This window comes from Falsiroseomonas sp. (assembly GCF_051860665.1).
Taxonomy (GTDB): Bacteria; Pseudomonadota; Alphaproteobacteria; order Acetobacterales; family Acetobacteraceae; genus Falsiroseomonas.
Genome location: NZ_JBHYDM010000008.1, coordinates 129,492 through 149,428, shown reverse-complemented (window position 1 = coordinate 149,428; position 19,937 = coordinate 129,492). Strand labels below are relative to the sequence as shown.

Annotated in this window: 32 protein-coding genes; 28 read left to right on the top strand and 4 right to left on the bottom strand. The window is 69.3% G+C overall.

Features of this window, described 5'->3' with window-relative positions:
- Positions 1 to 24: 24 nt before the first annotated feature.
- Positions 25 to 783 (bottom strand): alpha/beta hydrolase, encoded by a 759-nt coding sequence (locus tag ACTIF1_RS11215; protein ID WP_439596501.1) that lies wholly within the window; start codon positions 781 to 783, stop codon positions 25 to 27.
- Positions 784 to 847: 64 nt separating this feature from the next.
- On the opposite strand from ACTIF1_RS11215, the gene ACTIF1_RS11210 reads away from it, so the two are divergent.
- Positions 848 to 1,966 (top strand): FAD-binding oxidoreductase, encoded by a 1,119-nt coding sequence (locus tag ACTIF1_RS11210; protein WP_439596500.1) that lies wholly within the window; start codon positions 848 to 850, stop codon positions 1,964 to 1,966.
- A 464-nt stretch (positions 1,967 to 2,430) separates the two neighbouring features.
- Here ACTIF1_RS11210 and ACTIF1_RS11205 read toward each other — a convergent pair whose 3' ends face one another.
- On the bottom strand, positions 2,431 to 3,003 hold the full coding sequence (locus ACTIF1_RS11205) for a hypothetical protein (protein ID WP_439596499.1): 573 nt from the start codon (positions 3,001 to 3,003) through the stop codon (positions 2,431 to 2,433).
- Between the two features lie 154 nt (positions 3,004 to 3,157).
- On the opposite strand from ACTIF1_RS11205, the gene ACTIF1_RS11200 reads away from it, so the two are divergent.
- Genes ACTIF1_RS11200 through ACTIF1_RS11190 form a run of 3 tightly spaced genes read left to right on the top strand, consistent with a single transcriptional unit; the run spans position 3,158 to position 4,628 of the window.
- On the top strand, positions 3,158 to 3,472 hold the full coding sequence (locus ACTIF1_RS11200) for a helix-turn-helix domain-containing protein (RefSeq protein WP_439596498.1): 315 nt from the start codon (positions 3,158 to 3,160) through the stop codon (positions 3,470 to 3,472).
- Positions 3,469 to 4,323, top strand: a complete 855-nt coding sequence (locus ACTIF1_RS11195; RefSeq protein WP_439596497.1) for a ParB/RepB/Spo0J family partition protein — start codon at positions 3,469 to 3,471, stop codon at positions 4,321 to 4,323. The genes ACTIF1_RS11200 and ACTIF1_RS11195 overlap by 4 nt, the downstream gene beginning before the upstream one ends.
- Positions 4,320 to 4,628: a hypothetical protein gene (locus tag ACTIF1_RS11190; RefSeq protein WP_439596496.1), complete on the top strand. Its 309-nt coding sequence runs from the start codon at positions 4,320 to 4,322 to the stop codon at positions 4,626 to 4,628. The genes ACTIF1_RS11195 and ACTIF1_RS11190 overlap by 4 nt, the downstream gene beginning before the upstream one ends.
- 87 nt (positions 4,629 to 4,715) lie before the next feature.
- Here ACTIF1_RS11190 and ACTIF1_RS11185 read toward each other — a convergent pair whose 3' ends face one another.
- Positions 4,716 to 4,931 (bottom strand): hypothetical protein, encoded by a 216-nt coding sequence (locus tag ACTIF1_RS11185; protein WP_439596495.1) that lies wholly within the window; start codon positions 4,929 to 4,931, stop codon positions 4,716 to 4,718.
- Between the two features lie 108 nt (positions 4,932 to 5,039).
- Here ACTIF1_RS11185 and ACTIF1_RS11180 point away from each other — a divergent pair, with 108 nt between their 5' ends.
- The 15 genes from ACTIF1_RS11180 to ACTIF1_RS11110 all read left to right on the top strand — a co-directional run bounded on the left by ACTIF1_RS11180 (position 5,040) and on the right by ACTIF1_RS11110 (position 12,624).
- Positions 5,040 to 5,186 carry a hypothetical protein gene (locus ACTIF1_RS11180; protein ID WP_439596494.1) on the top strand — a complete coding sequence of 49 codons (147 nt, stop codon included), beginning with the start codon at positions 5,040 to 5,042 and terminating at the stop codon, positions 5,184 to 5,186.
- Between the two features lie 2 nt (positions 5,187 to 5,188).
- Positions 5,189 to 5,632: a DNA transposition protein gene (locus ACTIF1_RS11175; RefSeq protein ID WP_439596493.1), complete on the top strand. Its 444-nt coding sequence runs from the start codon at positions 5,189 to 5,191 to the stop codon at positions 5,630 to 5,632.
- 77 nt (positions 5,633 to 5,709) lie between these two features.
- The gene (locus ACTIF1_RS11170) at positions 5,710 to 7,653 is read left to right on the top strand and encodes a transposase domain-containing protein (protein ID WP_439596492.1); all 1,944 of its coding nucleotides are present in this window, start codon (positions 5,710 to 5,712) and stop codon (positions 7,651 to 7,653) included.
- Between the two features lie 22 nt (positions 7,654 to 7,675).
- Entirely contained in the window at positions 7,676 to 8,650 is a 975-nt protein-coding gene (locus tag ACTIF1_RS11165; RefSeq protein ID WP_439596491.1) for an AAA family ATPase, read from the top strand.
- Positions 8,650 to 8,913: a hypothetical protein gene (locus tag ACTIF1_RS11160; RefSeq protein WP_439596490.1), complete on the top strand. Its 264-nt coding sequence runs from the start codon at positions 8,650 to 8,652 to the stop codon at positions 8,911 to 8,913. Before ACTIF1_RS11165 ends, ACTIF1_RS11160 begins: the two co-directional genes overlap by 1 nt.
- Positions 8,913 to 9,332, top strand: a complete 420-nt coding sequence (locus tag ACTIF1_RS11155) for a helix-turn-helix domain-containing protein (protein WP_439596489.1) — start codon at positions 8,913 to 8,915, stop codon at positions 9,330 to 9,332. Before ACTIF1_RS11160 ends, ACTIF1_RS11155 begins: the two co-directional genes overlap by 1 nt.
- Positions 9,332 to 9,895, top strand: a complete 564-nt coding sequence (locus tag ACTIF1_RS11150) for a host-nuclease inhibitor Gam family protein (protein ID WP_439596488.1) — start codon at positions 9,332 to 9,334, stop codon at positions 9,893 to 9,895. The genes ACTIF1_RS11155 and ACTIF1_RS11150 overlap by 1 nt, the downstream gene beginning before the upstream one ends.
- Positions 9,892 to 10,359: a hypothetical protein gene (locus ACTIF1_RS11145; protein WP_439596487.1), complete on the top strand. Its 468-nt coding sequence runs from the start codon at positions 9,892 to 9,894 to the stop codon at positions 10,357 to 10,359. Before ACTIF1_RS11150 ends, ACTIF1_RS11145 begins: the two co-directional genes overlap by 4 nt.
- 1 nt (position 10,360) lies before the next feature.
- Positions 10,361 to 10,654: a hypothetical protein gene (locus ACTIF1_RS11140; protein ID WP_439596486.1), complete on the top strand. Its 294-nt coding sequence runs from the start codon at positions 10,361 to 10,363 to the stop codon at positions 10,652 to 10,654.
- On the top strand, positions 10,647 to 11,162 hold the full coding sequence (locus ACTIF1_RS11135) for a phage protein GemA/Gp16 family protein (protein ID WP_439596485.1): 516 nt from the start codon (positions 10,647 to 10,649) through the stop codon (positions 11,160 to 11,162). The genes ACTIF1_RS11140 and ACTIF1_RS11135 overlap by 8 nt, the downstream gene beginning before the upstream one ends.
- Positions 11,159 to 11,398, top strand: coding sequence for a hypothetical protein (locus ACTIF1_RS11130; RefSeq protein ID WP_439596484.1), 240 nt, complete (start codon positions 11,159 to 11,161; stop codon positions 11,396 to 11,398). Before ACTIF1_RS11135 ends, ACTIF1_RS11130 begins: the two co-directional genes overlap by 4 nt.
- Complete coding sequence (locus ACTIF1_RS11125; RefSeq protein WP_439596483.1) at positions 11,395 to 11,685, top strand: hypothetical protein; 291 nt, start codon at positions 11,395 to 11,397, stop codon at positions 11,683 to 11,685. Before ACTIF1_RS11130 ends, ACTIF1_RS11125 begins: the two co-directional genes overlap by 4 nt.
- 17 nt (positions 11,686 to 11,702) lie before the next feature.
- Positions 11,703 to 11,906: a hypothetical protein gene (locus ACTIF1_RS11120; RefSeq protein ID WP_439596482.1), complete on the top strand. Its 204-nt coding sequence runs from the start codon at positions 11,703 to 11,705 to the stop codon at positions 11,904 to 11,906.
- The gene (locus ACTIF1_RS11115; protein WP_439596481.1) at positions 11,903 to 12,118 is read left to right on the top strand and encodes a hypothetical protein; all 216 of its coding nucleotides are present in this window, start codon (positions 11,903 to 11,905) and stop codon (positions 12,116 to 12,118) included. Before ACTIF1_RS11120 ends, ACTIF1_RS11115 begins: the two co-directional genes overlap by 4 nt.
- Positions 12,118 to 12,624 carry a hypothetical protein gene (locus ACTIF1_RS11110; RefSeq protein WP_439596480.1) on the top strand — a complete coding sequence of 169 codons (507 nt, stop codon included), beginning with the start codon at positions 12,118 to 12,120 and terminating at the stop codon, positions 12,622 to 12,624. The genes ACTIF1_RS11115 and ACTIF1_RS11110 overlap by 1 nt, the downstream gene beginning before the upstream one ends.
- A gap of 2 nt (positions 12,625 to 12,626) precedes the next feature.
- Here ACTIF1_RS11110 and ACTIF1_RS11105 read toward each other — a convergent pair whose 3' ends face one another.
- Positions 12,627 to 13,502 carry a hypothetical protein gene (locus ACTIF1_RS11105; protein ID WP_439596479.1) on the bottom strand — a complete coding sequence of 292 codons (876 nt, stop codon included), beginning with the start codon at positions 13,500 to 13,502 and terminating at the stop codon, positions 12,627 to 12,629.
- A 77-nt stretch (positions 13,503 to 13,579) separates the two neighbouring features.
- Between ACTIF1_RS11105 and ACTIF1_RS11100 the strand changes: the two genes are divergently transcribed.
- The 9 genes from ACTIF1_RS11100 (at position 13,580) to ACTIF1_RS11060 (ending at position 19,934) form a co-directional block, all read left to right on the top strand.
- Positions 13,580 to 13,999, top strand: coding sequence for a sigma factor-like helix-turn-helix DNA-binding protein (locus ACTIF1_RS11100; protein ID WP_439596478.1), 420 nt, complete (start codon positions 13,580 to 13,582; stop codon positions 13,997 to 13,999).
- Between the two features lie 57 nt (positions 14,000 to 14,056).
- On the top strand, positions 14,057 to 14,677 hold the full coding sequence (locus ACTIF1_RS11095) for a glycoside hydrolase family 19 protein (RefSeq protein ID WP_439596477.1): 621 nt from the start codon (positions 14,057 to 14,059) through the stop codon (positions 14,675 to 14,677).
- Positions 14,678 to 14,687: 10 nt separating this feature from the next.
- Positions 14,688 to 15,194 carry a hypothetical protein gene (locus ACTIF1_RS11090; protein ID WP_439596476.1) on the top strand — a complete coding sequence of 169 codons (507 nt, stop codon included), beginning with the start codon at positions 14,688 to 14,690 and terminating at the stop codon, positions 15,192 to 15,194.
- Positions 15,195 to 15,381: 187 nt separating this feature from the next.
- Entirely contained in the window at positions 15,382 to 15,738 is a 357-nt protein-coding gene (locus ACTIF1_RS11085) for a hypothetical protein (protein ID WP_439596475.1), read from the top strand.
- 98 nt (positions 15,739 to 15,836) lie between these two features.
- The gene (locus tag ACTIF1_RS11080; protein ID WP_439596474.1) at positions 15,837 to 16,040 is read left to right on the top strand and encodes a hypothetical protein; all 204 of its coding nucleotides are present in this window, start codon (positions 15,837 to 15,839) and stop codon (positions 16,038 to 16,040) included.
- 27 nt (positions 16,041 to 16,067) lie between these two features.
- Positions 16,068 to 16,637, top strand: coding sequence for a phage protein Gp27 family protein (locus tag ACTIF1_RS11075; protein WP_439596473.1), 570 nt, complete (start codon positions 16,068 to 16,070; stop codon positions 16,635 to 16,637).
- Positions 16,637 to 16,813 carry a hypothetical protein gene (locus ACTIF1_RS11070; protein WP_439596472.1) on the top strand — a complete coding sequence of 59 codons (177 nt, stop codon included), beginning with the start codon at positions 16,637 to 16,639 and terminating at the stop codon, positions 16,811 to 16,813. The genes ACTIF1_RS11075 and ACTIF1_RS11070 overlap by 1 nt, the downstream gene beginning before the upstream one ends.
- Positions 16,810 to 18,357 carry a hypothetical protein gene (locus ACTIF1_RS11065; protein ID WP_439596471.1) on the top strand — a complete coding sequence of 516 codons (1,548 nt, stop codon included), beginning with the start codon at positions 16,810 to 16,812 and terminating at the stop codon, positions 18,355 to 18,357. Before ACTIF1_RS11070 ends, ACTIF1_RS11065 begins: the two co-directional genes overlap by 4 nt.
- The gene (locus ACTIF1_RS11060) at positions 18,357 to 19,934 is read left to right on the top strand and encodes a DUF935 domain-containing protein (RefSeq protein WP_439596470.1); all 1,578 of its coding nucleotides are present in this window, start codon (positions 18,357 to 18,359) and stop codon (positions 19,932 to 19,934) included. Before ACTIF1_RS11065 ends, ACTIF1_RS11060 begins: the two co-directional genes overlap by 1 nt.
- Positions 19,935 to 19,937: the final 3 nt, after the last annotated feature.

Below are 19,937 nucleotides of genomic sequence, written 5' to 3'. Positions count from 1 at the left end.
CGCTGCCCAATTGCACGCCGCTGCTCAGGCCGGAGTGACCGCGGCCTGGGCATGCACGAAGCCTGCGATGGCGGCGATGGCCGCGCGTGAATCCACCGCCTGCGGATCTTCGGTGATGAAGAGATGGCCGCGGCCGGGAGATATCCGAAGATCCACCGCGGCACCGCGCGCGCGGCAGGTGGCGGCGAAACGCTGCGCCATGTCCGGCGTCAGGTTCGCATCCGCATCGCCCTGGATCAGCAGCGTCGGCGGCGGCAGCGCCTCGCCGCGTTCGACGATATGCTGCGGGCTGCCATCCTCCATCGCCGCCGCATCCGGCCACCAGGCGTGATGCGCGGCCAGCAGCTTCTCCAATCCCTTCGCCTGCGCCATGCGGTAGCGCGCCAGCGGATCCAGCACGCCCCAGCAGACGGCGACGAAAGCCAGCGTGGTATTCGCCTCCGGCCGCAGCGCCGCCAGCATCACCTGGTGGCCGCCGGAGGAGGTGCCGAGGCCGCCCACCGGCCCCACACCCGGCTGCGCCTTCAGCCAGGCGATGGCCTGGCGGATATCCTCCACCGAGGCCGGGTAGCGATGCGCCGGCGGCTTGCGCATCTCCGGCGCCATCACCAGCACGCCCGCCTCCGCCAGCGCGCCATCCAGCGCCGCATTCATCATCCGGTCGCCAAAAGTCCAGGCACCGCCATGCACGGAAACCACGGCCGGATGCCGCCCCGGCCCCTCCGGCTGGTAGAGGCGGGCCGGCAGCCCCTCCGGGTGGTAGATCACATCCGTTACATGCATGGGCGCTCCGCTCGCGGCATATCGCTTGCTTGGCCTTACGTCAGGCCGCAGCGGGACAAGCAGCATGTATGCCATCGGCGAATTCGTCGCCTCCATCGGCGATGTGCCGGTCATTGAGGATGGCGCGGAAATCCGCCTGCGCTCGCGCGACAACTTTGCCGTCAGCCCACTGCTGCGGAAGGCGCTGGCAGGCAAGGCGGCGGACCTCATCGTGGCGCCGCGCGACGTGGCGGAGCTGCGGCATGTGGTGCGGCAGGCGGTGCGGCTGCGCATCCCGCTGGTGCCGCGCGGCGGCGGCACGGCCAATTACGGGCAATCCGTGCCGCTGGCCGGCGGCATCCTGCTCGACCTGCGCGGCCTGGATGGCATCATCTGGCAGCGGGATGGCGCGGTGCGCTGCGGCAGCGGGATGCGGATGGACCTGCTGGACGCCGCGCTGCGGCCCAGGGGGTGGGAGGTGCGGATCCATCCCTCCACCCGCAAGGCGAGCACCGTGGCGGGCTTCATCGCGGGCGGATCGGGCGGCATGGGCAGCTGCGGCTTCGGCATGCTGCGCGACCGCGGCAATATCACCGCGCTGCAGATGCTGAGCATCGAGGCCGAGCCCCGCAGCCTGGAACTGCGCGGCCGCGACGTGGAGCTGGTGCACCACGCCTATGGCACCAACGGCATCATCACCGAGGTGGAGCTGCCCCTCGCCCCCGCCTGGGATTGGCGGGAGGTGATCCTGGGATTTCCCGACTACCTCAGCGCCACCCGCTTCGGCCTGCGCCTGGCGAAGGAGGCCGGCATCCTGAAGAAGCTGATCTCGATCCATGAGGCGCCGGCGCCTTCCATGATGCGCGCGCTCGGCGGCCTAGTGCCGGCGGGCATGACGGCGGTCTTCACCATGCTGGCGCCGCCGACGCGGGATGCCGCGGATGACCTGGTGGCGGAACATGGCGGCACGCTGATTTCCGACCACGCCGAGGGCGCCGGCCCCTATGGCGCGCCGATCTACGAATTCGCCTATGGCCACGGCCTGCGCCAGATCCAGAAATCCCACCCGCAGACCACGGTGCTGCAGGGCATGTTCCCGGCCGAGGGCCTGGCGGAGAGCCTGGCGCGGGTGCATCGCCGCGTCGGCCATGCCGGGCCGATGCGGACGGAGCTGTTCCTCTCCGACGGCGAGGTTGTTCCCTGACAGATGATGTTGGAAATCCGGGATCTGGCGGGACGTGCGGGGACGTGGCGGGATAAATGGCGGTTCGCCGAGGGTTAGGCGGCGAGGCGGCCCGGGCGTGACGCGGGGTAGCCGTCTCTGGAAAGCGCGCCGCACGGGCGGATTTTGCCAGGACATTTTGGAAATGGGAGGCGGCGTCTCAGTCGGTCCCTGAGGCGGCTCTTAGGCTGAGACGCCGCCCTCTTACTCGCTCGGCGCGGCCAAGCCGTGCGGGGCGAGGACGAGAGTTAGGCAGCCCCCCGATTGCACATGGATCGTGATGGTGGTGGGCGGCGAGGGGTGCGGGCTCGCCGGCCCAAGCAAGGCCTGCAACAGCTCGGTGGAGACGGCAGGCGGAGAGGACGGCCTGGTCGACATGATGGCTCCCTACGCGATCGTATTAAGACGTCGCGGCTAGGAACAAATGCGGAACTTTTATACGATAGTCAACGCCCTTTCGGGTTGGCATCGACGGGTTTTTGCGAATCGTTCTGAATGTCGATCTGTGGAGCATCGTCCGAAAAGCCAGACTTTTCCTCGGCTTCCGTCAGGCTGTCGTAGATCAAGGTTGTAATTTGCATGACGCGGCGTGGCTCCGCGCCTTGCTGCCCACGCGCGGCCAGCGCCTGCAGTGCGGCGGCATAGGCGGCTCCTAGACGATCCGCGTTGATCAGCGAGAACAAGCGCGGCCGAGCTGGTGGTGCTGGCGGTACGGACGGTTGTGGCGCTGCGCCTTCTCGCATCGGGCCGGCTCCAGTGGCCAGCCATTCGAGGCGGACGCCGGTGGCCTCGGCCAGGGCCACGGCATTTGAGAGCTTCATCTCTCCACCCCGGAGATAACCGTCGATCGTGGTCTTCGGAATGGCTGCCCGGCCTGAGACCGTCGCGTTTCCGCCCGCATCCCTCAGAGCAAGGCGTAGGCGCTCCCCACGAGATTTCGCGTCGGGGTTCGGGGCGCCAACACCGACATCCGCGTCATGGCCCTGCAGGTCGTGTCGGAGTTCCGTGATTTCAGGCATTTAGGGACGATTTCCACCGAATTACGGAGCATGCGAAGTCCGACATGGATTTTCGTGTTGCTCGACCACCAAATCTCATGCAATCTCACCGCAGGAAGTCACCCGCGCCGGCCACCTGGCCAGCCGCGTGCGACTGGACGGGAGACGGTCGGGCATGGCGAAGCGCGGGGTACCGCAAGGCTGGCACCGGGAGGACATCAAGGGCGAACTGCGCAAGCGCTTCGGCCCCATCACCGTCCTGTCCCGGACCTGGGGCTACAACCAGGCGGGCATCACCAACACCCTGCTGCGCCCGGACTATAGCCCGGCCATCGAGCAGCGCATCGCCGAAGCCCTCGGCGAGACCCCTCACACCCTTTGGCCCGACCGCTGGACCCCCGAGGGGACTTCCCGGCCGCGCTCCACCAACGGGACGCACCCTAGCGTCGCGATCCCGTCCCCGCACCGTCAGAAATCGGAGGCCGCATGAACAGGGAAATCCTGTCGATCCCGCTTGACCATATCGAGGTCGGGGAGCGGCTTCGGGCGGTCGATGCCGATTATGTCGCCATGCTGGCCGCCAGCATGGAGGAACGCGGGCAGGATACGCCGATCACGGTCGGTCCGGCCGATGCCAACGGGCGCCATCGCCTGTTCGCCGGCGCCCACCGCACCGCGGCGGCGCGCGCCGCCGGCCTCAGCCACATCGACGCCATCGTCAGCGACGCCACCGGCCTTGAGGCCGAGCTGCTGGAGATCGACGAGAACCTGATGCGACGGGAGCTGTCGCAGCTCGATCGCTCGGTGTTCCTGGCCAAGCGCAAGGAATTGTACGAGGCGCTGCACCCACAGACTGCGCACGGGAAGGCCAGCAAAAACAAGGGGAAAGAAAAGTCGCAAACCTCTGCGACTTTTCCCGGACGCTTCTCTGCAGCCACGGCCGAGCGGCTCGGCTTGTCCGAGCGGACCATCCAGCAGGCCGTCGCTCGGGCCAAGATCGACCCGCAGGTGCGGGCGATGTTGGCGTCCCACCCCGTGGCCGATAGCGGCGCGGAGCTGGACAAGATCGCGGCCCAGCCGGCGCTGGTGCAGATCAAGATCGCCAGCGCCCTGACCCGGCCCGACAGCCCGGCGCGCAACGTCTCCGCCGCCCTGTCCGAATTCGCCGGCGCCCCGTCCAGCAGCCCCGCCGCCGAGACGCAGCGGCTTCTTCAGGCGCTGCTGAGCGCCTGGCGCAAGGCCGGCGCGAACAAGGCGGGCAAGGCGGCCCGCAAGCAGTTCCTCGCCTACCTGGTGAGCGAAGGCGAGATCGCATCCGGCGAAGAAGGGAAAGCGGCATGAACGCCTTCGTGGCCTCCCCCGGCGGGGCCTATCCCGAGAGCATGGCGCGCAGCGCCGTGCCGGGTGCGGATGATCCCTTCATCTCGGTTTCGGTCGACGGCAAGCGCTTCCGCGTCTTCTACCAGCGCGGCCGCGCCTACTGGGTGGCGCGAGAGCTGCGCGACGGGGGAACGCTGCCCGGCGTGCCGGTGGCCGATTGCGTGCAGGGCTGCCTGGACGCGCAGGCGGTGACACTGGCGGACGCCTTCCTGATCGGCCTGCGCCGCGGCGTCTTGGCGCGGATTGCGGACGGGAGGGCCGCATGATCGGCCCGGCCAAGAAATCGAGTGGGGCCGGCCACGGCTTCTCGCGCCGGTACATCCGAGAGCTGAACGAGGCCATCCTGGCCGGAGCTACATCCACTCCTCCAGCAGCCGGCGAGCCCCCTCAGTTAGATCCTTCTCGCCTGGCTGGGGACGCGGCCCCTCAACGGCACGAAGAGCCCGGTCCATCAGATCACGACGGGTCTCGTCCGTGAGCGCGCCCGTCTCCTTCATGTGCACGAGCAGCACGTTCAGCAGCGCCCAGCTGGCAAGCGCCATGGCGCCGGCCGAATACTCCTTGTCCATCCCTTCCTCCATCGGTCGAGTCGCGTCACCGATGGTAGGGCGCGGCCGGCGGTGCGTCACCGGAATGGTGCCGCCGCCGGCCGTCAGCGCCCACGGGCGTGCCGCCTGATGTCCGGCATCTTCCCCCACTCGCGCGAGCCGATCCCGCCGCCGCCGACCTGGTGGCAGGTGGTGCTGGGCGCGCTGATCTTCGCTGGCGGCGCGTGCTTCATGATCTACATCCTGCTGCTCCTCTGCTGGCCGAGGGGCATGTGAAAATGCCGCAGCCCGACCTGCTGAGCTGGGAGCCGCCGCAGACCGTCCTCGCCTTCGAGGAAGCCGAGGTGCGCGGGAGCACCCTGGCTGCGCGCATTTCTCGCGCCGTGTCCGTGGCGCTGCGCGACTGCGGCAAGCCGCGCAAGCAGGTGGCGCGGATTATGGGCGAGTTTCTCGGCGAGGAGGTCTCCCCGGCGATGCTGGACGCCTATGCCAGCGTCGGCCGTGACCAACACCGCATCAGCATGCTGCGCCTGATGGCGCTGCTGCACGCGACCGGTGACCGCCGGCTTCTGGAAATACTGGCCGAACCGATGGGCTGGGCCGTGATCGAACGGCACCACCTGCCGCTGATCCGCGCGGCGGCGCTCCGCGAGCGTGAAGACGAGCTGCGCCGTGAGCGCGAAGCGCTGATGCGATCGGCGCGAAAGCATGGAGCCGTCTGATGGCTAACCCGACCGACGACACATGCGCGGTCACGAAGCGCGAATGGTTCACCGCGGCGGCGCTGGCGGAAATGGGCTTGCCCGGGCTGCCAACTACGGAGCGAAGCCTGCAACGGATCGCGGTCGGCCAGGGCTGGGACGCGCCTGAAGCGAAGGGCCGGTCCTGGCGCCCGCGCCAAGGTCGCGGCGGCGGTGTGGAATATCACATCTCCAACCTGCCGTTGGCAGCGCGTGCGAAGCTGGCGCTGGAGGCATCCCTTGCCTCGCGCCCGGCGCCCGAGCCGCGCGCAGCGGCGAAGGCCGCGCTGTCCGACGAGGCCGCGTGGAGCTGGTACGAACGCCAGCCGGAGAAGCGGCAGAAGCAGGCGCGGGAGCGTCTGGAAGCCCTGGATGCGGTGGCGCAGCTGGTTGCGCAGGGCACGGCGAAGGTCGCGGCCATGCAGATGATCGCGGCAGAACGCGACATCTGCCTGGCCACTCTCTACGGGTGGGAGGACCTGGTGCGCGGCGTGCCGAAGGAGCACCGGCTGCCGCGCCTGGCACCCCGCAGCGCCGGCCGCGAAGGCATGCGCGCCCAGTGCCACCCGGATGCGCTGGCCTGGCTGCGCAGCGCCTGGCTCAGCCCGTCCCGGCCGCCCGTCGAGACGTGTATCCGCGGCTTGCGCAAGGTGGCGCCCAGCAAGGGCTGGGACACGCTACCGAGCGACCGGACGCTGCGGCGCCACATCGAAGCGATCGACCGGGCCACGAGCGCCTTCCATCGCGATGGTGCGGAGGCGGCTGACCGTCTGTTCCCGATGCTGCGGCGCGACCGCAGCGCGCTGCATGCGCTGGAGATGGTGAACACGGACGGCCACCGCTTCGACGTGAGGGTGGAATGGCCGGATGGTTCGTTGGGCCGCCCGATCTGCATCGCGTTCCAGGACGAATACTCCGGCAAGATCCTGTCCTGGCGTGTCGATCTGACCGAAAATGCGGATGCCTTCCGGCTGGCCTTCGGGGACCTGGTCGAGAAGTTCGGCATCCCGGACCACGTCACCGTGGACAATACGCTGGCTGCCGCGAACAAGACGATGTCGGGCGGCGTGAACCGGCGCTTCCGCTTCAAGCGGCGGGAGGAGGAGCCGATGGGCATCTTCCCGACACTCGGCGTCGAGGTGCACTTCACGCGACCCTACAGCGGCCAGTCGAAGAAGATCGAGCGTGCCTGGGGCGACTTCGCGCGGGATATCGCACGGCACCCGGCCTTCGAGGGCGCGTATCTCGGCAACAGCACCACCAACAAGCCGCACAATCATGGGGCGCGCGTGGTGCCGCTTTCCCAGTTCCTGAGCGTGTTGACCGAGATGGTCGCGGACCACAACGCGCGCCCCAACCGCACGGCACAGAACTGCCACGGGCGCAGCTTCGATGTGACCTTTGACGAGAGCTATGCGCGGTCCCCGATCCGCCGCGCGACGCCCGAGCAGCAGCGCCTGTGGTTGCTGGCGGTGCAGGATGTGACCGTGCGGCAAGACAGCACCGTCGCGCTGTTCGGCAACCGCTACCACCATCCGCAGATGGTGAACCACATCGGCAAGCCCGTGGTGCTTCGCTTCGACCCGGACAAGCTACATGCACCGGTCCACCTGTATCGCGCCGATGGCGCCTTCATCTGCACAGCCGAGTGCTGGGAAGATGCCGGCTTCGCCGATACCGAGGCCGCACGCCGCATCGCCACCGCCAAGAAGCTGCGCCGCAAGGGCGTGAAGCTGGTGGCCGATGCACAGAAGGTGTTCGACGCGGAGGAGCTGGCGCGCGACCTCGCGCAGGTCGCGACCGCACCGACCGAGGCGCCGGAGCGCCAGGTTGTGCGTGGCTTGTTCCACAGCCGCGGCAGCGCCGCGCTTGCCGCCGACCACCTGCCCCAAGCCACCGACCTCACGGCGCGCCGAGAGGATGCTGAGCGCCGGATGATGGAGGCCTTGCGCCAGCATCACAGCCGCACGCCCGCGCTGCGCGTGGTGGCCGATGACGACTGACCCCGCAGTTCAAGGAGCGAAAATGCCATCCGACACGCCAGTGAGCATGATGCCGACAGAAGAGGTCGACGCGATCCGTGGCGAGGTCCGCCGCGTGATGGAGCAGGAGGGGCTGAAGGGGACCGAGATCGCCCGCGAGATCGGCATGCCATACGGCACGTTCAGCTCCTGGATCGGCGGCACCTATGCCGGCCGATCCGACCTGAAGGCGGCCGACGCGCAGAAGTGGCTCCGCACCCGATCCGTGCGGCAGGAAACGCAGCGCCTGATGCCGGAGGAGCCGCGCTTCGTCGTGACGCCCACCTCGCAGGATCTGATGGTGGCATTCCAGCATGCGCAGCACATGCCGGACTTCGCGGTTGTCGTGGGCAATCCGGGCGTCGGCAAGAGCACGGCCGCCTGCCAGTACACGCGCACCACGCCGAACGTTTTCAAGGTCGTGGCGCATCCGACGCTCAGCAGCCCCCGCGCACTCATGGAGGAGCTGAGCCTTGTGATGAACAGCTATCAGGGCGGGTCCCTGCACCGCGTCATGCGCGGTCTGGTGGCCAAGCTGCGCGGGCGCAATGCGCTGATCATGATCGATGAGGCGCAGCACCTGACCAGCCATGCACTGGACCAGCTGCGCAGCATCCACGACGCCGCCGAGGTTGGCGTGGTGCTGCTGGGCAACCCGACCGTGAACGGCAGGCTGGAAGGCACCGGCCGCACGGGCGAGTTCGCTCAGCTCACCAGCCGGGTCGGTCTGCGCGTCAGTCGTTCGAAGCCGAAGGCAGGGGACATCGAGGCGCTGCTGGATGCCTGGGCGATCAGCGGCACGGCGGAGCGCACGCTGCTGACGCAGATCGCGAAGAAGCCGGGTGCGCTGCGCGGCATGACGAAGACGCTGAAGCTGGCGCACATGCTGGCCAGCGCGGAACGCTGCGTCGTGGACGTGTCGCACATCAAGCTCGGCTACGAGCGTGTCGGCTCGACGGCCGGCCAGGAAGCCGCGTGATGCCGGAAGACGCCATCCAGCTCGACGACGACCCCGATGTGAACGTCTGCGATGAATGCTGTGATCGCGATGTCAGCATCTACGAGACGAAGCAAGGCAGCTTCATCTGCGCGGATTGTCTTCGGGCTGGCAAGCGTGAGCTGGCGCCGCCGTGCCACGGCACATCGATGACCGCCGAACCCATCGTCCGGCGGCGCGACGCATACGACCCCGAATTTGCAGAGAAGATGCGGGCCCTGGCCCGCAAGGGAGGGATGCTGTGATGGAGCTTGAACAGAGCCCGCGTGCCGTCGACGGCGCTGCCCGCGCCAGGATCGACGCCCTGCGGGCACGCGTCGCGCGGCTGGAGGCGGACCCGCTGTATCTGCGCCACCTGCCGCGTGCTGGCATGGACCGCACGATCGCGGCGGTGGCCGAGGAATTCGGCATCGCCGCCGATGCGATCCTCGGCGAGTGCCGCTCCCGCGAAATCGCGCTGCCGCGACAGGTGGCGATGGCGCTGGCGCATCGGGTGCTGGGCTACAGCACCCCGCGCATCGGGCGACTGCTGGGCCGCGACCCCAGCACGGTGCTGCATGGTTGCCAGCGCATCGCGTCCCTGGCGGCTGCCGACGCCGCCTTCGGAGCCCGCCTGGATGAATTGTCGCGCGCGATCCGCCTCAACAGCGAAGGAGCAAAGTGATGGCGAGGGTGAAGCGCCAGGCCGAGGTGGTGCGCGCTCCGGCGGACAGGGCGGAGGCCAGCGCGATGCTGGCGATGATCGGCGCAGCGCAGCGCGACCTGGCCGTGATCAAGGCGGCGCAGGAGGAGACAATCTCCGCCGCCAAGCTGCGCGCCGAGCTGGAGAGCCTGCCGCTGCAGAAATCCATCCTGGATCTGACCCGCGGGCTTCAGCTTTGGGCGGAGGCGAACCGTCAGGCCCTGACGGATGGCGGCAAGACGAAGACGGTACCGCTGGCGACCGGCACCCTGAGCTGGCGCCATCGCCCCGCGAGCGTGCGCCTGACCGGCCCGGACGCCGTGCTGGCCGAGGTGGAGCGCCTGAAGCTGGAGCAGTTCCTGCGCCGCAAGGTGGAGCTGAACCGCGAGGCGATGCTGGAAAAGCCAGAGCTGGCGCGGACCGTGCCCGGCGTGACGATCGGCAGCGCGGGCGAGGACTTCATCGTGGCGCCGAGCGACGACGCGCCCCCGGCCAATGCCGGCGCGATGGACGCACCGCGGGCACCCGGGAGCATGGCAGCATGAACGCCCTCGCGCGTCGCCCGATGGGCCAGGCAGTGGCACCGCTGGGCCTGCGACCGGACCTGGTGGCGTTGCACGAGGTGCTGGCGCAGCTGGAGGAGGGGCACAGCGCGGACGAGGCCCTGGATGCGGCGATCTGCGCCGCCCTCGGCTGGGACGTGACGGCGGACCGATGGGGCGCCCGGCGCCGCATCGCCTGGCGCTGCCGCAGCCCGCTGTCGTCCCGCTGGGAGGTGGTGCCGGCCATCACGGGGCGGGTGGACCACGCAGCGCTGCTGCGGCCCTGGCGGTGGGACTACAGCGCCGGCGAGGTTGGTGGCGCCGGGCGCGCCTGGTGCCGCGAGCGCCGCACGCGGCCGGGGCATGAGATGCCCCGCTACTTCGAGCTGAGCCGGCTGACGGCCGCGCGGGCGATGGCATCCGTCGCGCTGTTCGCCCAGCGCAGCATCGCAATGGAGGGCTGCTGAGATGGGCAGGAGGAGAAACACCCTTGCCGCTGCCTGCTGGCAGTCGGGTGAGATCGACGTGGTTGCTGCCAAAGAGGTGCCGCAGGGCACGATTGTGCTTGCCAAGGGCGAGCAGGCGCATCTGGAGGCAGCCATCCAGGGCAGTGCGCGTCTTTCCTACGACGGAAAGACCTGGCTGGTGCCGGGCGTGCCGGAGGCGGATGACGGTGACGCAGCCTTGAATGCCGCGCTGCTGTACCGCAATCGCCTCGGCAATTCGCTGCGCCGCGTGCAGCAGGAGGCGGCTGATGCGTAGGCGCGGCGCCACCTCCCCCATCGTGGAGCCGGCCCGGCGCGGCGCGCCGCTGCTGGCGAGCATCGAGGCGCGGACCAAGCTGCTGCGCCGCAAGGTCCAGATCGCCCGGCGCGAGCTGCGCATGGAGGACCCCGACTACCGCGCGCTGCTGCAGCGCGTGACCGGCAAGACCAGCTCGACGGAATGCGGCCCGTCCCACCTCGACGAGCTGCTGACGGCGCTGCGCGGCCTCGGCTTCAAGGACAAGGCGCCGCTCGCCGGCGCCGGCCGCCGGCCTGTGTCGAAGGAGGCGCAGATCCGCATGATCCACGGCGTGTGGAACGAGATCGCGCCGCTGGTCGCCAACGGTGACGAGAGCGCCCTGCGCGCCTTCGTGCGCCGGCAGACGAAGAGCCCAGAGACGCCGGACGGGATCAGCGCGCCGGAATTCCTGGACAGCGTCCAGGCCAACAAGGTGCTGGAGGGCCTGAAGGCCTGGCGCAAGCGGCTGAGGAGCAAGGCAGCATGAGCAAGAAGCCGAACCCCGTGACCCGCCCCCTGGTCGAGGCGATGACGCAGGTCACCACGGGGCACGAAGGGTTGGTGACGGCGGAGGCCGTGATGCAGGCCGCCCTCGTCATCCTCGACCGCTGCGCCTGGCCGGACCATCTGCCGGAGCTGCTGCGCAACTGCGGCGACTATCTGCATCGCGTCGCGGACCAGCGGGAGAACCACCAGGCGCAGCACCCGATGGTGCTGCAATGAGCGGGCGCGGGACGATCCGGAAGGCCGAGCGCGACGCACTGCGCCTTTGCATCGCGAAGCTGCATGCCCAGGTTGATGGCTTGCTCGCCGACGGTCGGTATAGCGACGACCCGAAGGGTGGCTTCCTCTGGGAGGATTTCCAGCTGCCACAGGGACGGACGCTCAGCGTTTCATTGCGGGTTGAGCTGCGGGAGCCAGCCGCCCCGACCGATCCGCCCGCGAAGGCCAAAGCAGGCAGGCTCGCGGCCCCTTCGCCGCTGCTCATGATCGAGGGACCGCGTCGATGATCGCGCAGCGCCCGGGAATGGCGGACGTCGACCTTGTCCAGCAGCACCAGCAGCATGCCGCGGCGCATGCGGCGCTGGAGGTGCAGATCGCCCAGCTGGCCGCCCGCGCGCCTCACATGGTCGTGGAGGGCGGGCCCGGCTTCATGATCGTGGGCACCGTGATCACCCTGCCGGGCGGAGGCCGCCTGCGCTTCGAGGGCACGCTGGAGATCGTCGAATGACGGAGGCTGCCACCCGCCTCGGCCCCCGCGCCCGCGAAGCGGTGGCCCGCTGCATCGAGACGGCGATCACCGCTGGCCGAAGCACCAAAGGCGTGGTGCCGGCGCGGCATGTCGAGCACGCGATTGCGTCGATCGAGACGTCGATGATCGTCGATGCGGTCGAGGGAGGTGCAGCAGAGCTGCGCGCCGAACTGGCGAAGGCGGGCGGGTGATGGTGGCCTACAGCTTCCAGAAGCGGTTCGTGGGCTTCGTCCAGGCCGGCCTGGAACCCGGGCCGTGGTGCCCCGGCATGAAGCGCCACACCCTGCGCGCGCCGCGCACCGGCCGTGCTGGGCACGCCCGGCCGGAGCAGCCGGTGCATCTCTACACCGCCATGCGGACCAAGCACTGCCGCCTGATCGGGCGCGGGGTGGCCCGCGTGCAGATCCCGGTGACGCTGATGCACATCAACCAGGAATGGCCTCTGGCGCTGGCGCGCCGTGCTGGGCCAGCCCCCCGCAGCTGCGTGGCCCAACTGGCGCCCATCGTCCGCTTCATCATGGAGATGCCGATCGGCGGCTTCATCGTCGAGGAGAAGATGGAGGAGTTCGCGCGGGCGGACGGCTTCCGCGACCTGGCAGAGATGGTGGCTTTCTTCGACCCGCCTCGGGACGGCGCCGCCAGCAGCATGGACATGGTGCTGATCGGCTGGGCGCCGCAGTCGGGGCACGACGGGTGATGTCAGCGGCGCGGTGGAGGATTGCGGACTGGCTCCACGGCAATGAGCCGCATGATCTGCCGCGCTCGCACTGCCGCATCGGATTGCCCGGCGGCGGTCAGTCGGCCACAGGTTGTGCGCATGTTGTCGTTGTCGCCAATCCCCGTCTCGATGTGCGGAGACGACAAGATTACAAGACGCCAAGCACAGGACTGGATCAGATCCGCTATGACGCCTGTGTAATGCTCGCGGTCGGCGGGGTTGCCCGGTCCGCTAAGCCGATAGGCCACGTTTCGCTGCGCCAGATAGATCCCAGCGCGCGCGCGCAGGTAGTCGCGCCTGAATTCCTCCGTGTACCACTCGCACTCCCGCTGCTTTCGTGGATCTCGAACCATGCACGGCGCGGTATGGCGTTCGGCCTCCCGCCAAGCATCGAGTGCCACTCGGTCGGAAGGTGGTCGCATTCGCTGCACTGCGGGCAGCGTGGCGAGCACTCGCTCCCGCTCCTTATCTTCCGCAATGCGCGCCGCGCGTTCCGCCTCCAGGCGCGCGGCCTCCTCGGCGGCGGCGCGTTCCTCCGCCGCTCGCCGCTCAGTTTCTGCCTGCTGCCGCGCTGCCGCGGCGTCTGCGGCGGCAGCAGCCTGTCGGGCCGCGTAGTCCGCGTTACGCGCGGCGGCGTCGCGAGCTGCTGCTTGTTCCCGCTGTTCTCGTCCCTGCCGGATATGCGTCGGCTCGAAGCGGGACACCCCGTAGGCGCCGCAGAGGAAAACCGCGAGGCCGATCAAGGCCGCACGCCCACGGCCGCCCCCGAAGGTGCGTGGCCGGAACTGACCGACGATGATCGCCGCTGTGCCAAGCAACGCGACGAACGCCGACAGGCCGTACATCAGCGTCTGCATGCCGTCCTCCGTCATTGCTTGCCCGATCAGAACCCGATGCGCGCCCGCTGCACAACCCCCGGGTCGCGGTGGCAGGCATGACGCTCCCCCCGCGCCTCGCCGCCGCCATGGCCGCCGATCGGCGCGCCGCCGCCTTGGCGCAGCATCCGCCGCCGGCGGAGCTGGACTATCTGGCTGACCGGATCGGCCCCGAGGCGACGCTGGCGGTGGTCGAGCAATTCGGCGGCACCCGTATCCCCATCCCACGCCACCCGAACCAGGGGTCCAAGCTGGCGCGCGCCATCGGCCTGGCGGCGACACAGGCGCTGTCCGAATGGCGCGGCGGCGAGGATGTGAAGATCCCGCTCGCCAAGGTCTGGCGCATCCGGCTGTATCGGGCGGAGGGTTGCAGCTACACGGAGATCGCGCGCCGCCTGGGCATGGGGGAAAGCGCGGTGCACAAGCACCTTCAGCTCTCCGGCCAGACGCGGCCGGCCCAGGCCAGCCTGTTCGACTGACACCCCATATGCGGGGCGTAACTTGGGTGCCCCTGCGCGCGCGATGGTCGCGGCGCAATGACCCATCCCCCCGCCTTCCCGCTCACCACTGACCACCTTTGGCGCCTGGGCGCCGACTGGCCGTCGCGGTGGCATCCGCTGCTGGTGCAGCACTGCGGGGCGCAGTCCATCGACACCCCGCTTCGGCTGGCCGCCTTCCTGGCCAATGTGCTGCACGAAACCGGCGGCTTCCGCCGTCTGGCCGAGGATCTGTTCTACTCCGAGAAGCGGCTGACCGAGGTCTGGCCGTCGCGCTTCCCCACGCTCGCCAGCGCGCGCCCCTATGCCCGCAATCCGGAAGCCCTGGGCGAAAAAACCTATGGCGGGCGTCTCGGCAACAAGAAGCCGGGCGACGGCTACCGCTATCGCGGCCGGGGCCTGATGCAGACCACCGGCCGGAATAACTATGCCGCGCTGAGCGCCGCGATCGCCCGCGATGTGGTCGCCGATCCGGACTGGCTGCTGACGCCGGAGGGTGCGGTCGAAAGTGCCACGCGCTTCTGGGCGCAGGCCGGCTGCAATCGCATGGCGGATGTCCGCGACATCCGCGGCGTACGCCGTCGCATCAACGGCGGGCTGATCGGGATCAAGGACGTCGAGGCGATCTACGCCACGGCGCGGACCGTGCTCGTCGCATAGGAGAGCTTGCATGCCTCGCAACATTTTCTTCGTCCTGGTCGCCGCTGCCTGCCTGGTGGGTCTCTCGATGACCTATGCCATCTGGCAGGTGCCGGGCGTGCCGATCGGGCTGACCGAGCGCGGCGTGGAGACCTCGACGACGATCCCACCGCTGTTCGCGCTGCTGCTGGACCACACGCTGGAGCTGCTGGCCCCCGTGGCCCTCTTCATGGGCCGACACCTGATTTCGCGCGCGGCCGAGTGGCTCAAGCTGCGCGCGGACAGCGAGGTCCGCGCCTATCTGGAGGCCGGGCTGGAGCGCGCTGTGGCCTATGGCTTGGCCGAAGCGCGGCGCCGCGTGGTCGCCGGGGCCTTGCCGAACAATGCCGTGTCGAACGCCGCGGGCGAGCTGGCCCGTGGCTATGCGCAGGAGCGCTGGCCGGATGCCCTGGCGCGGTTCGATGTCGACACCGTGGCGCTGGACAAGATGATCCGCGCCCGCCTTCCCAAGCCCACGCCGGCCGGCCTCGCCGGCTGATGGACGACGCCGACCACGCGCAGGCGCAGGAGCCAGCACAGGCCGCCAGCCGCTTCCGCGCGACAGCGGGGCAGATCACGGGGGAGCAATGCGACCAGTGCGACAGGCCATTGCAGCCCTTCGACCGACGCCACAACCCGAACGCCCGCACCTGCACCAGGTGCCGCAAGGCTGGAGGCCGCAGGCCGTGAGTGAAGGCTTCGTCTTCCCCTGGAAGGACATCGTCGTCGCGCTCACCGCGGCCAGCATGATCGGCGGCCTGATCATCACCTGGGTTCGGACGCAGCTATCGCCCGACTTCGCGAAGAAGGCGGACATCACCGCCCTCGGCGCGCGGATCGAGGCAGTGGAGGCGCAGATGCGCGGCGTGCCCAGCCACACCGATATGCGGCTGCTGTCGGATCGCATCAGTGCGGTCGAGAGCGGCGTGGCTGTGGTGAGGGCGGAGATGGGAGGCGTCGCAGCCGGCGTGCAGCGCGTGGAGTCGCATCTGCGCCTTGTCCACGACCACCTGCTTAACCACCAGAGGGATGCGGACCGGTGAGTTACCAGCGGCTACTGGATGAGGAGCGCCGTCTCTGCGCTCTGAGGTGCCTCTCAGAGGCCGAAGGGCGTTCTCTCAATGAGGATTTGCTGCTGCGGATGGTGGGCTTCTACCACCTCGGCGTCATCAGCCCGGACGAGCTGCGCGGTTACATGACCTGGCTGGAAGGCCAGCGGCTGGTCGAGATCGAGAGGCTGCCAGTCCCGAGCGGCTTGCTGTGGGTGGCGACGCTCACCGGCAATGGCGTGGCTGTTACGCAGGGCAAGCGTTGGCCGGGCGTCGCCGAACCTGCGGCGCGGTGACGCCGCATGGCCCGCCGCCCATCGTCCGTGACGCAGAAGCTGCCGCCAGAGATCCAGGGCGAGATCGTCAGGCTGCGCGAGCGTGGCAAGACGATCGACCAGATCATGGCCAAGCTGCAGGAGCTGGCGCCGGAGGCGGACCTGAGCCGGTCCGCCCTTGGCCGCCATGTGAAATGGCTGGACGAGGAGTTCGAGGATCTGCGCCGGTCCCGCCAGGTGGCCGAGCACCTGTCCGCCGCGCTGGAAGACGGGCGCGATGCCCACTCCGCCCGCATCAACATCCAGCTGCTGCACAACGAGGTGTTCGAGCTGCTGCGCCAGACGCGGCAGATGGCGCGACTGGCGGAGGAGGCCGGGGAGAGCGCGCCCCTGGGTGAGCGCGCGAAGGCGGTGGCGAGCATCGGCCGGACGCTGGCGAATGTGACGCGGGCGGCGCGGACGAACCTTGACTACATCGCGGCCGTGCGTGCGGAGGCGGCAGAGGTCGCGACCAAGGAGGCCGCTGGCAGAGCGGCCGATGCGGCGAAGGCGCAGGGCATGTCCGCCGACACGGCGGAGTTCATCAAGGCGTTCGTGCTGGGGGTGAAAGCGCCATGATGACGAACGAAGCGCTGCGAGCCGTGGCGGCAGAAGCCGAGGCTGCCGCCTTTACCGGCGATCCGGTGACGATGGCCTTCACGCTGGGACGCATCGCGGAATGGGCCCTGGCCGCCGCGCGCGTCGCGGAGGAGGCCGCGGACGCCACCGACGCGGCCGAGGCCGCCGAGGCATGACCCTCACCGCCGAAAGTCTGCCCGCCGTACTGTTGCCCTACCAGCAGCAATTGGTGGCGGCGCTGGAGCCGCGCCGCAGCGTTGTCGTCGTGGAGAAGTCGCGACGCACCGGCTATTCCTGGACCGCTGCCGTCATCGCGACCCTGCATGCCGTCCGCGCCGCCAAAGCCGGCGGCATGGATGTGCTCTACATGGGCTATGAGATGGAGATGACGCGGGAGTTCATCGGCTACGTCGCCGACTGGGCCAAAGCGTTCGACTTCGCCGCCGGCGCCGTCCAGGAATTCATCTGGACCAACCCGGACAAGCCCGAGCAGGACATCAAGGCCTTCCGCGTCAGCTTCGCCAGCGGGTACGAGGTGGTGGCGCTGCCGTCCATGGCCCGCGCCTTCCGCGGCAAGCAGGGCCTGGCGATCCTGGATGAGGGCGCCTTCATGGACGACTTTCTGGGCGTCATGAAGGCCGCGCTTGCATACCTCATGTGGGGCGGCAAGGTGCTGGCGCTGTCCACCCACCTGGGCGAGGACAATCCCTTCAACGCCCTGGTGCAGGACATCCGCGCCGGCAAGTTGCCGGGCTACACCCTGCTGCGCTGCACCTTCGACGAGGCGATGGCGCAGGGCCTGTATCGCCGCATCTGCCTCCGCCTCGGCGAGGCATGGACGGAGGAAGGAGAGGCGCAGTTCCGCGCCGAGGTGCTGGCCAAGTACCGCGACAATGCGGATGAGGAGCTGCACTGCATCCCTGCCAGCGGCGGTGGCATCCCCATCCCGTCCAGCCTGGTGCGCGCCCGCGTGGCGCCCGGCGCACCGGTGCTGCGCTGGGGGCGAGACAAGGCGTGGACCATGCTTCCGGAGCCGACGCGCGTGGCGGAATGCCAGGCGTGGATCCGGGACACGCTTCAGCCCCACCTGGCGCGGCTGAGCGAGGAACGCCCCTACGCCGTGGGCATGGACTTCGCCATGGTGCAGGACTTGTCCGTGATCTGGCCGCTGGAAATCCGACAGGACACCACGCTGCACACCCCCTTCGTGGTGGAGCTGCGCACCATCCCCTACGAGCAGCAGAAGACGATCCTGTTCGCGGTGCTGGATGCCATGAAGCGCAAGCGGGGCGTGGCCCTGGATGCCGGTGGCAATGGCATGGTGCTGGCGCAGGTCACGGCCCAGAAGTGCGGCGCTATCGTCCAGCAGGTGATGCTGAGCGAGCCATGGTACCGGGAGCACATGCCGGTGATGAAGCGCCACTTCGAGGAAGGCACCATCACGGTCCCGCAGGACGAGGACACGATCGGCGACTTCCCGATGCTGCGCATGGTGCGCGGCGTGATCCGCGTGCCGCAGCAGCGGCTGGCCGCGCAGGATGGCGGCAAGCGTCATGGCGACGCCGCGGTGGCCTGCGGCCTGGCCGTCTTCGCGACAAGGGTTGAGGCCGGAGAGTACGGCTACCAGACCGTCGCCTCGACCGGCCGCCCTCGGGAACAGGCGCCGCAGCACTGGCCGGAAGACATGCGCAATTCGCGCGAGCTGAGGGGCAGTATCTGATGGCGGGCGTCCTCGACCAGTTCGGCAAGCCGATCACCAGCCGCACCATCCGCGAGCTGCGCGGCGAGGTGGCGACCCCCACGCTGGCTGGCGTGCGCCCGGTCATTGCGAACCACCCCGCCGATGGCATGACGCCCTCGCGCCTGGCGGCGGTGCTGCGCGCCGCGGCGCAGGGCGAGGGCCTGGCCTATCTGGAGCTGGCTGAGGATATCGAGGAGCGGGATCTGCACTACGGCGCGGTGCTCGGCACCCGCAAGCGCCAGGTCTCCCAGCTGCCCCTGACGGTCGAGGCCGCCAGCGACGATCCGGAACACATCCGCCACGCCGACTTCCTGCGGGAATGGCTGGCTACCGGGGTGCTGGAGGCATCGCTGCTGGATCTGCTGGATGGCGTTGGCAAGGGCTTCAGCGTGATGGAGATCATGTGGCGCACCGAGCCCGGCCTGATCGTGCCGGAAGCCCTGGTGTACCGGCCGCAGCGTTGGTTCGAGGTATCGCGGGAGGATGGTCACACGCTGCTGCTGCGCGATATGGGCGGCGACGCCGCGCTCAGCCAGCACAAGTTCCTGGTGCACCGCCACCCGCAGAAATCCGGCCTGCTGCTGCGCAGCGGCCTGGCACGCATCGCGGCCTGGGCCTGGATGTACAAGGCCTTCACCCTGCGTGACTGGGCGGTGTTCTGCCAGAATTACGGCCAGCCCGTGCGGATCGGGAAGTACGGGCCGGAGGCGAGCGAGAAGGACAAGGAAGTCCTGTATCGCGCGGTGGCGAACATCGCCGGCGACTGCGCCGCGCTGATCCCCGCCAGCATGATGATCGAGTTCGTCGAGGTGGCGGACAAGAAGGAAGGCGCGGAGATCTACGAGCGCCGTGCTGACTGGCTGGACAGGCAGGTCAGCAAGGCGGTGCTGGGCCAGACCACCACCACGGATGCGATCAGCGGCGGCCATTCGGTCAGCCAGGAACACCGAAAGGTCCAGGAGGATATCGAGCGGGCGGATGCACGCCTCGTCACCGCCACGCTGACCTTGCAGCTCGCCCGCCTGATCATCGCCTTCAACTTCGGCGAGCAGCGCAGGTACCCGGTGCTGCGCTTGGGTCGCCCGGACGAGGTGCCGCTGGAACAGGTGATCGCGGCACTGGAAAAGCTGGGGCCGCTGGGGCTGGAGGTGGAAGCCAGCCAGGTGCGGGATCGCTTGGGCTTCGCCGAGCCGGCGCTGGATGCGCCGCGCATCGGCGGGCGCGTCGCCGCGCCGGCACCGCCCTCCACCTCGCCCACGCTGCCGCCCAGCCTGCAGAGCATCCGCCGCCTGGTCACCAGCCGTCACGCCAGCGCGCCGGAGCCGGAGGTGATCGACGCGCTGACCGACCGTCTGGCCGAGGACGCGGCCGGCGCCATGGCCGGCCTGACAGCGCGGGTGCGGGCCGAATTTGAAGCGGCGACCGACCTGCCCGACCTGTCGCGCCGCTTGGCGGCGCTCGACCTGCCGCCGGAGGATCTGGCCCGCGCCATCGGCCAGGGCATGGCGCTGGCGCATCTGGCGGGCGAGGCCGCTGCGCTCGACGATCTGGCCTGATCC

Coding starts and splice junctions, on each gene's coding strand:
- ACTIF1_RS11215 (WP_439596501.1), bottom strand. CDS start 783: ATGCATGTAACGGATGTGATCTACCACCCGGAGGGGCTGCCGGCCCGC.
- ACTIF1_RS11210 (WP_439596500.1), top strand. CDS start 848: ATGTATGCCATCGGCGAATTCGTCGCCTCCATCGGCGATGTGCCGGTC.
- ACTIF1_RS11205 (WP_439596499.1), bottom strand. CDS start 3,003: ATGCCTGAAATCACGGAACTCCGACACGACCTGCAGGGCCATGACGCG.
- ACTIF1_RS11200 (WP_439596498.1), top strand. CDS start 3,158: ATGGCGAAGCGCGGGGTACCGCAAGGCTGGCACCGGGAGGACATCAAG.
- ACTIF1_RS11195 (WP_439596497.1), top strand. CDS start 3,469: ATGAACAGGGAAATCCTGTCGATCCCGCTTGACCATATCGAGGTCGGG.
- ACTIF1_RS11190 (WP_439596496.1), top strand. CDS start 4,320: ATGAACGCCTTCGTGGCCTCCCCCGGCGGGGCCTATCCCGAGAGCATG.
- ACTIF1_RS11185 (WP_439596495.1), bottom strand. CDS start 4,931: ATGGACAAGGAGTATTCGGCCGGCGCCATGGCGCTTGCCAGCTGGGCG.
- ACTIF1_RS11180 (WP_439596494.1), top strand. CDS start 5,040: ATGTCCGGCATCTTCCCCCACTCGCGCGAGCCGATCCCGCCGCCGCCG.
- ACTIF1_RS11175 (WP_439596493.1), top strand. CDS start 5,189: ATGCCGCAGCCCGACCTGCTGAGCTGGGAGCCGCCGCAGACCGTCCTC.
- ACTIF1_RS11165 (WP_439596491.1), top strand. CDS start 7,676: ATGCCATCCGACACGCCAGTGAGCATGATGCCGACAGAAGAGGTCGAC.
- ACTIF1_RS11160 (WP_439596490.1), top strand. CDS start 8,650: ATGCCGGAAGACGCCATCCAGCTCGACGACGACCCCGATGTGAACGTC.
- ACTIF1_RS11155 (WP_439596489.1), top strand. CDS start 8,913: ATGGAGCTTGAACAGAGCCCGCGTGCCGTCGACGGCGCTGCCCGCGCC.
- ACTIF1_RS11150 (WP_439596488.1), top strand. CDS start 9,332: ATGGCGAGGGTGAAGCGCCAGGCCGAGGTGGTGCGCGCTCCGGCGGAC.
- ACTIF1_RS11145 (WP_439596487.1), top strand. CDS start 9,892: ATGAACGCCCTCGCGCGTCGCCCGATGGGCCAGGCAGTGGCACCGCTG.
- ACTIF1_RS11140 (WP_439596486.1), top strand. CDS start 10,361: ATGGGCAGGAGGAGAAACACCCTTGCCGCTGCCTGCTGGCAGTCGGGT.
- ACTIF1_RS11135 (WP_439596485.1), top strand. CDS start 10,647: ATGCGTAGGCGCGGCGCCACCTCCCCCATCGTGGAGCCGGCCCGGCGC.
- ACTIF1_RS11130 (WP_439596484.1), top strand. CDS start 11,159: ATGAGCAAGAAGCCGAACCCCGTGACCCGCCCCCTGGTCGAGGCGATG.
- ACTIF1_RS11125 (WP_439596483.1), top strand. CDS start 11,395: ATGAGCGGGCGCGGGACGATCCGGAAGGCCGAGCGCGACGCACTGCGC.
- ACTIF1_RS11120 (WP_439596482.1), top strand. CDS start 11,703: ATGGCGGACGTCGACCTTGTCCAGCAGCACCAGCAGCATGCCGCGGCG.
- ACTIF1_RS11115 (WP_439596481.1), top strand. CDS start 11,903: ATGACGGAGGCTGCCACCCGCCTCGGCCCCCGCGCCCGCGAAGCGGTG.
- ACTIF1_RS11110 (WP_439596480.1), top strand. CDS start 12,118: ATGGTGGCCTACAGCTTCCAGAAGCGGTTCGTGGGCTTCGTCCAGGCC.
- ACTIF1_RS11105 (WP_439596479.1), bottom strand. CDS start 13,502: ATGCAGACGCTGATGTACGGCCTGTCGGCGTTCGTCGCGTTGCTTGGC.
- ACTIF1_RS11100 (WP_439596478.1), top strand. CDS start 13,580: ATGACGCTCCCCCCGCGCCTCGCCGCCGCCATGGCCGCCGATCGGCGC.
- ACTIF1_RS11095 (WP_439596477.1), top strand. CDS start 14,057: ATGACCCATCCCCCCGCCTTCCCGCTCACCACTGACCACCTTTGGCGC.
- ACTIF1_RS11090 (WP_439596476.1), top strand. CDS start 14,688: ATGCCTCGCAACATTTTCTTCGTCCTGGTCGCCGCTGCCTGCCTGGTG.
- ACTIF1_RS11080 (WP_439596474.1), top strand. CDS start 15,837: ATGGTGGGCTTCTACCACCTCGGCGTCATCAGCCCGGACGAGCTGCGC.
- ACTIF1_RS11070 (WP_439596472.1), top strand. CDS start 16,637: ATGACGAACGAAGCGCTGCGAGCCGTGGCGGCAGAAGCCGAGGCTGCC.
- ACTIF1_RS11065 (WP_439596471.1), top strand. CDS start 16,810: ATGACCCTCACCGCCGAAAGTCTGCCCGCCGTACTGTTGCCCTACCAG.
- ACTIF1_RS11060 (WP_439596470.1), top strand. CDS start 18,357: ATGGCGGGCGTCCTCGACCAGTTCGGCAAGCCGATCACCAGCCGCACC.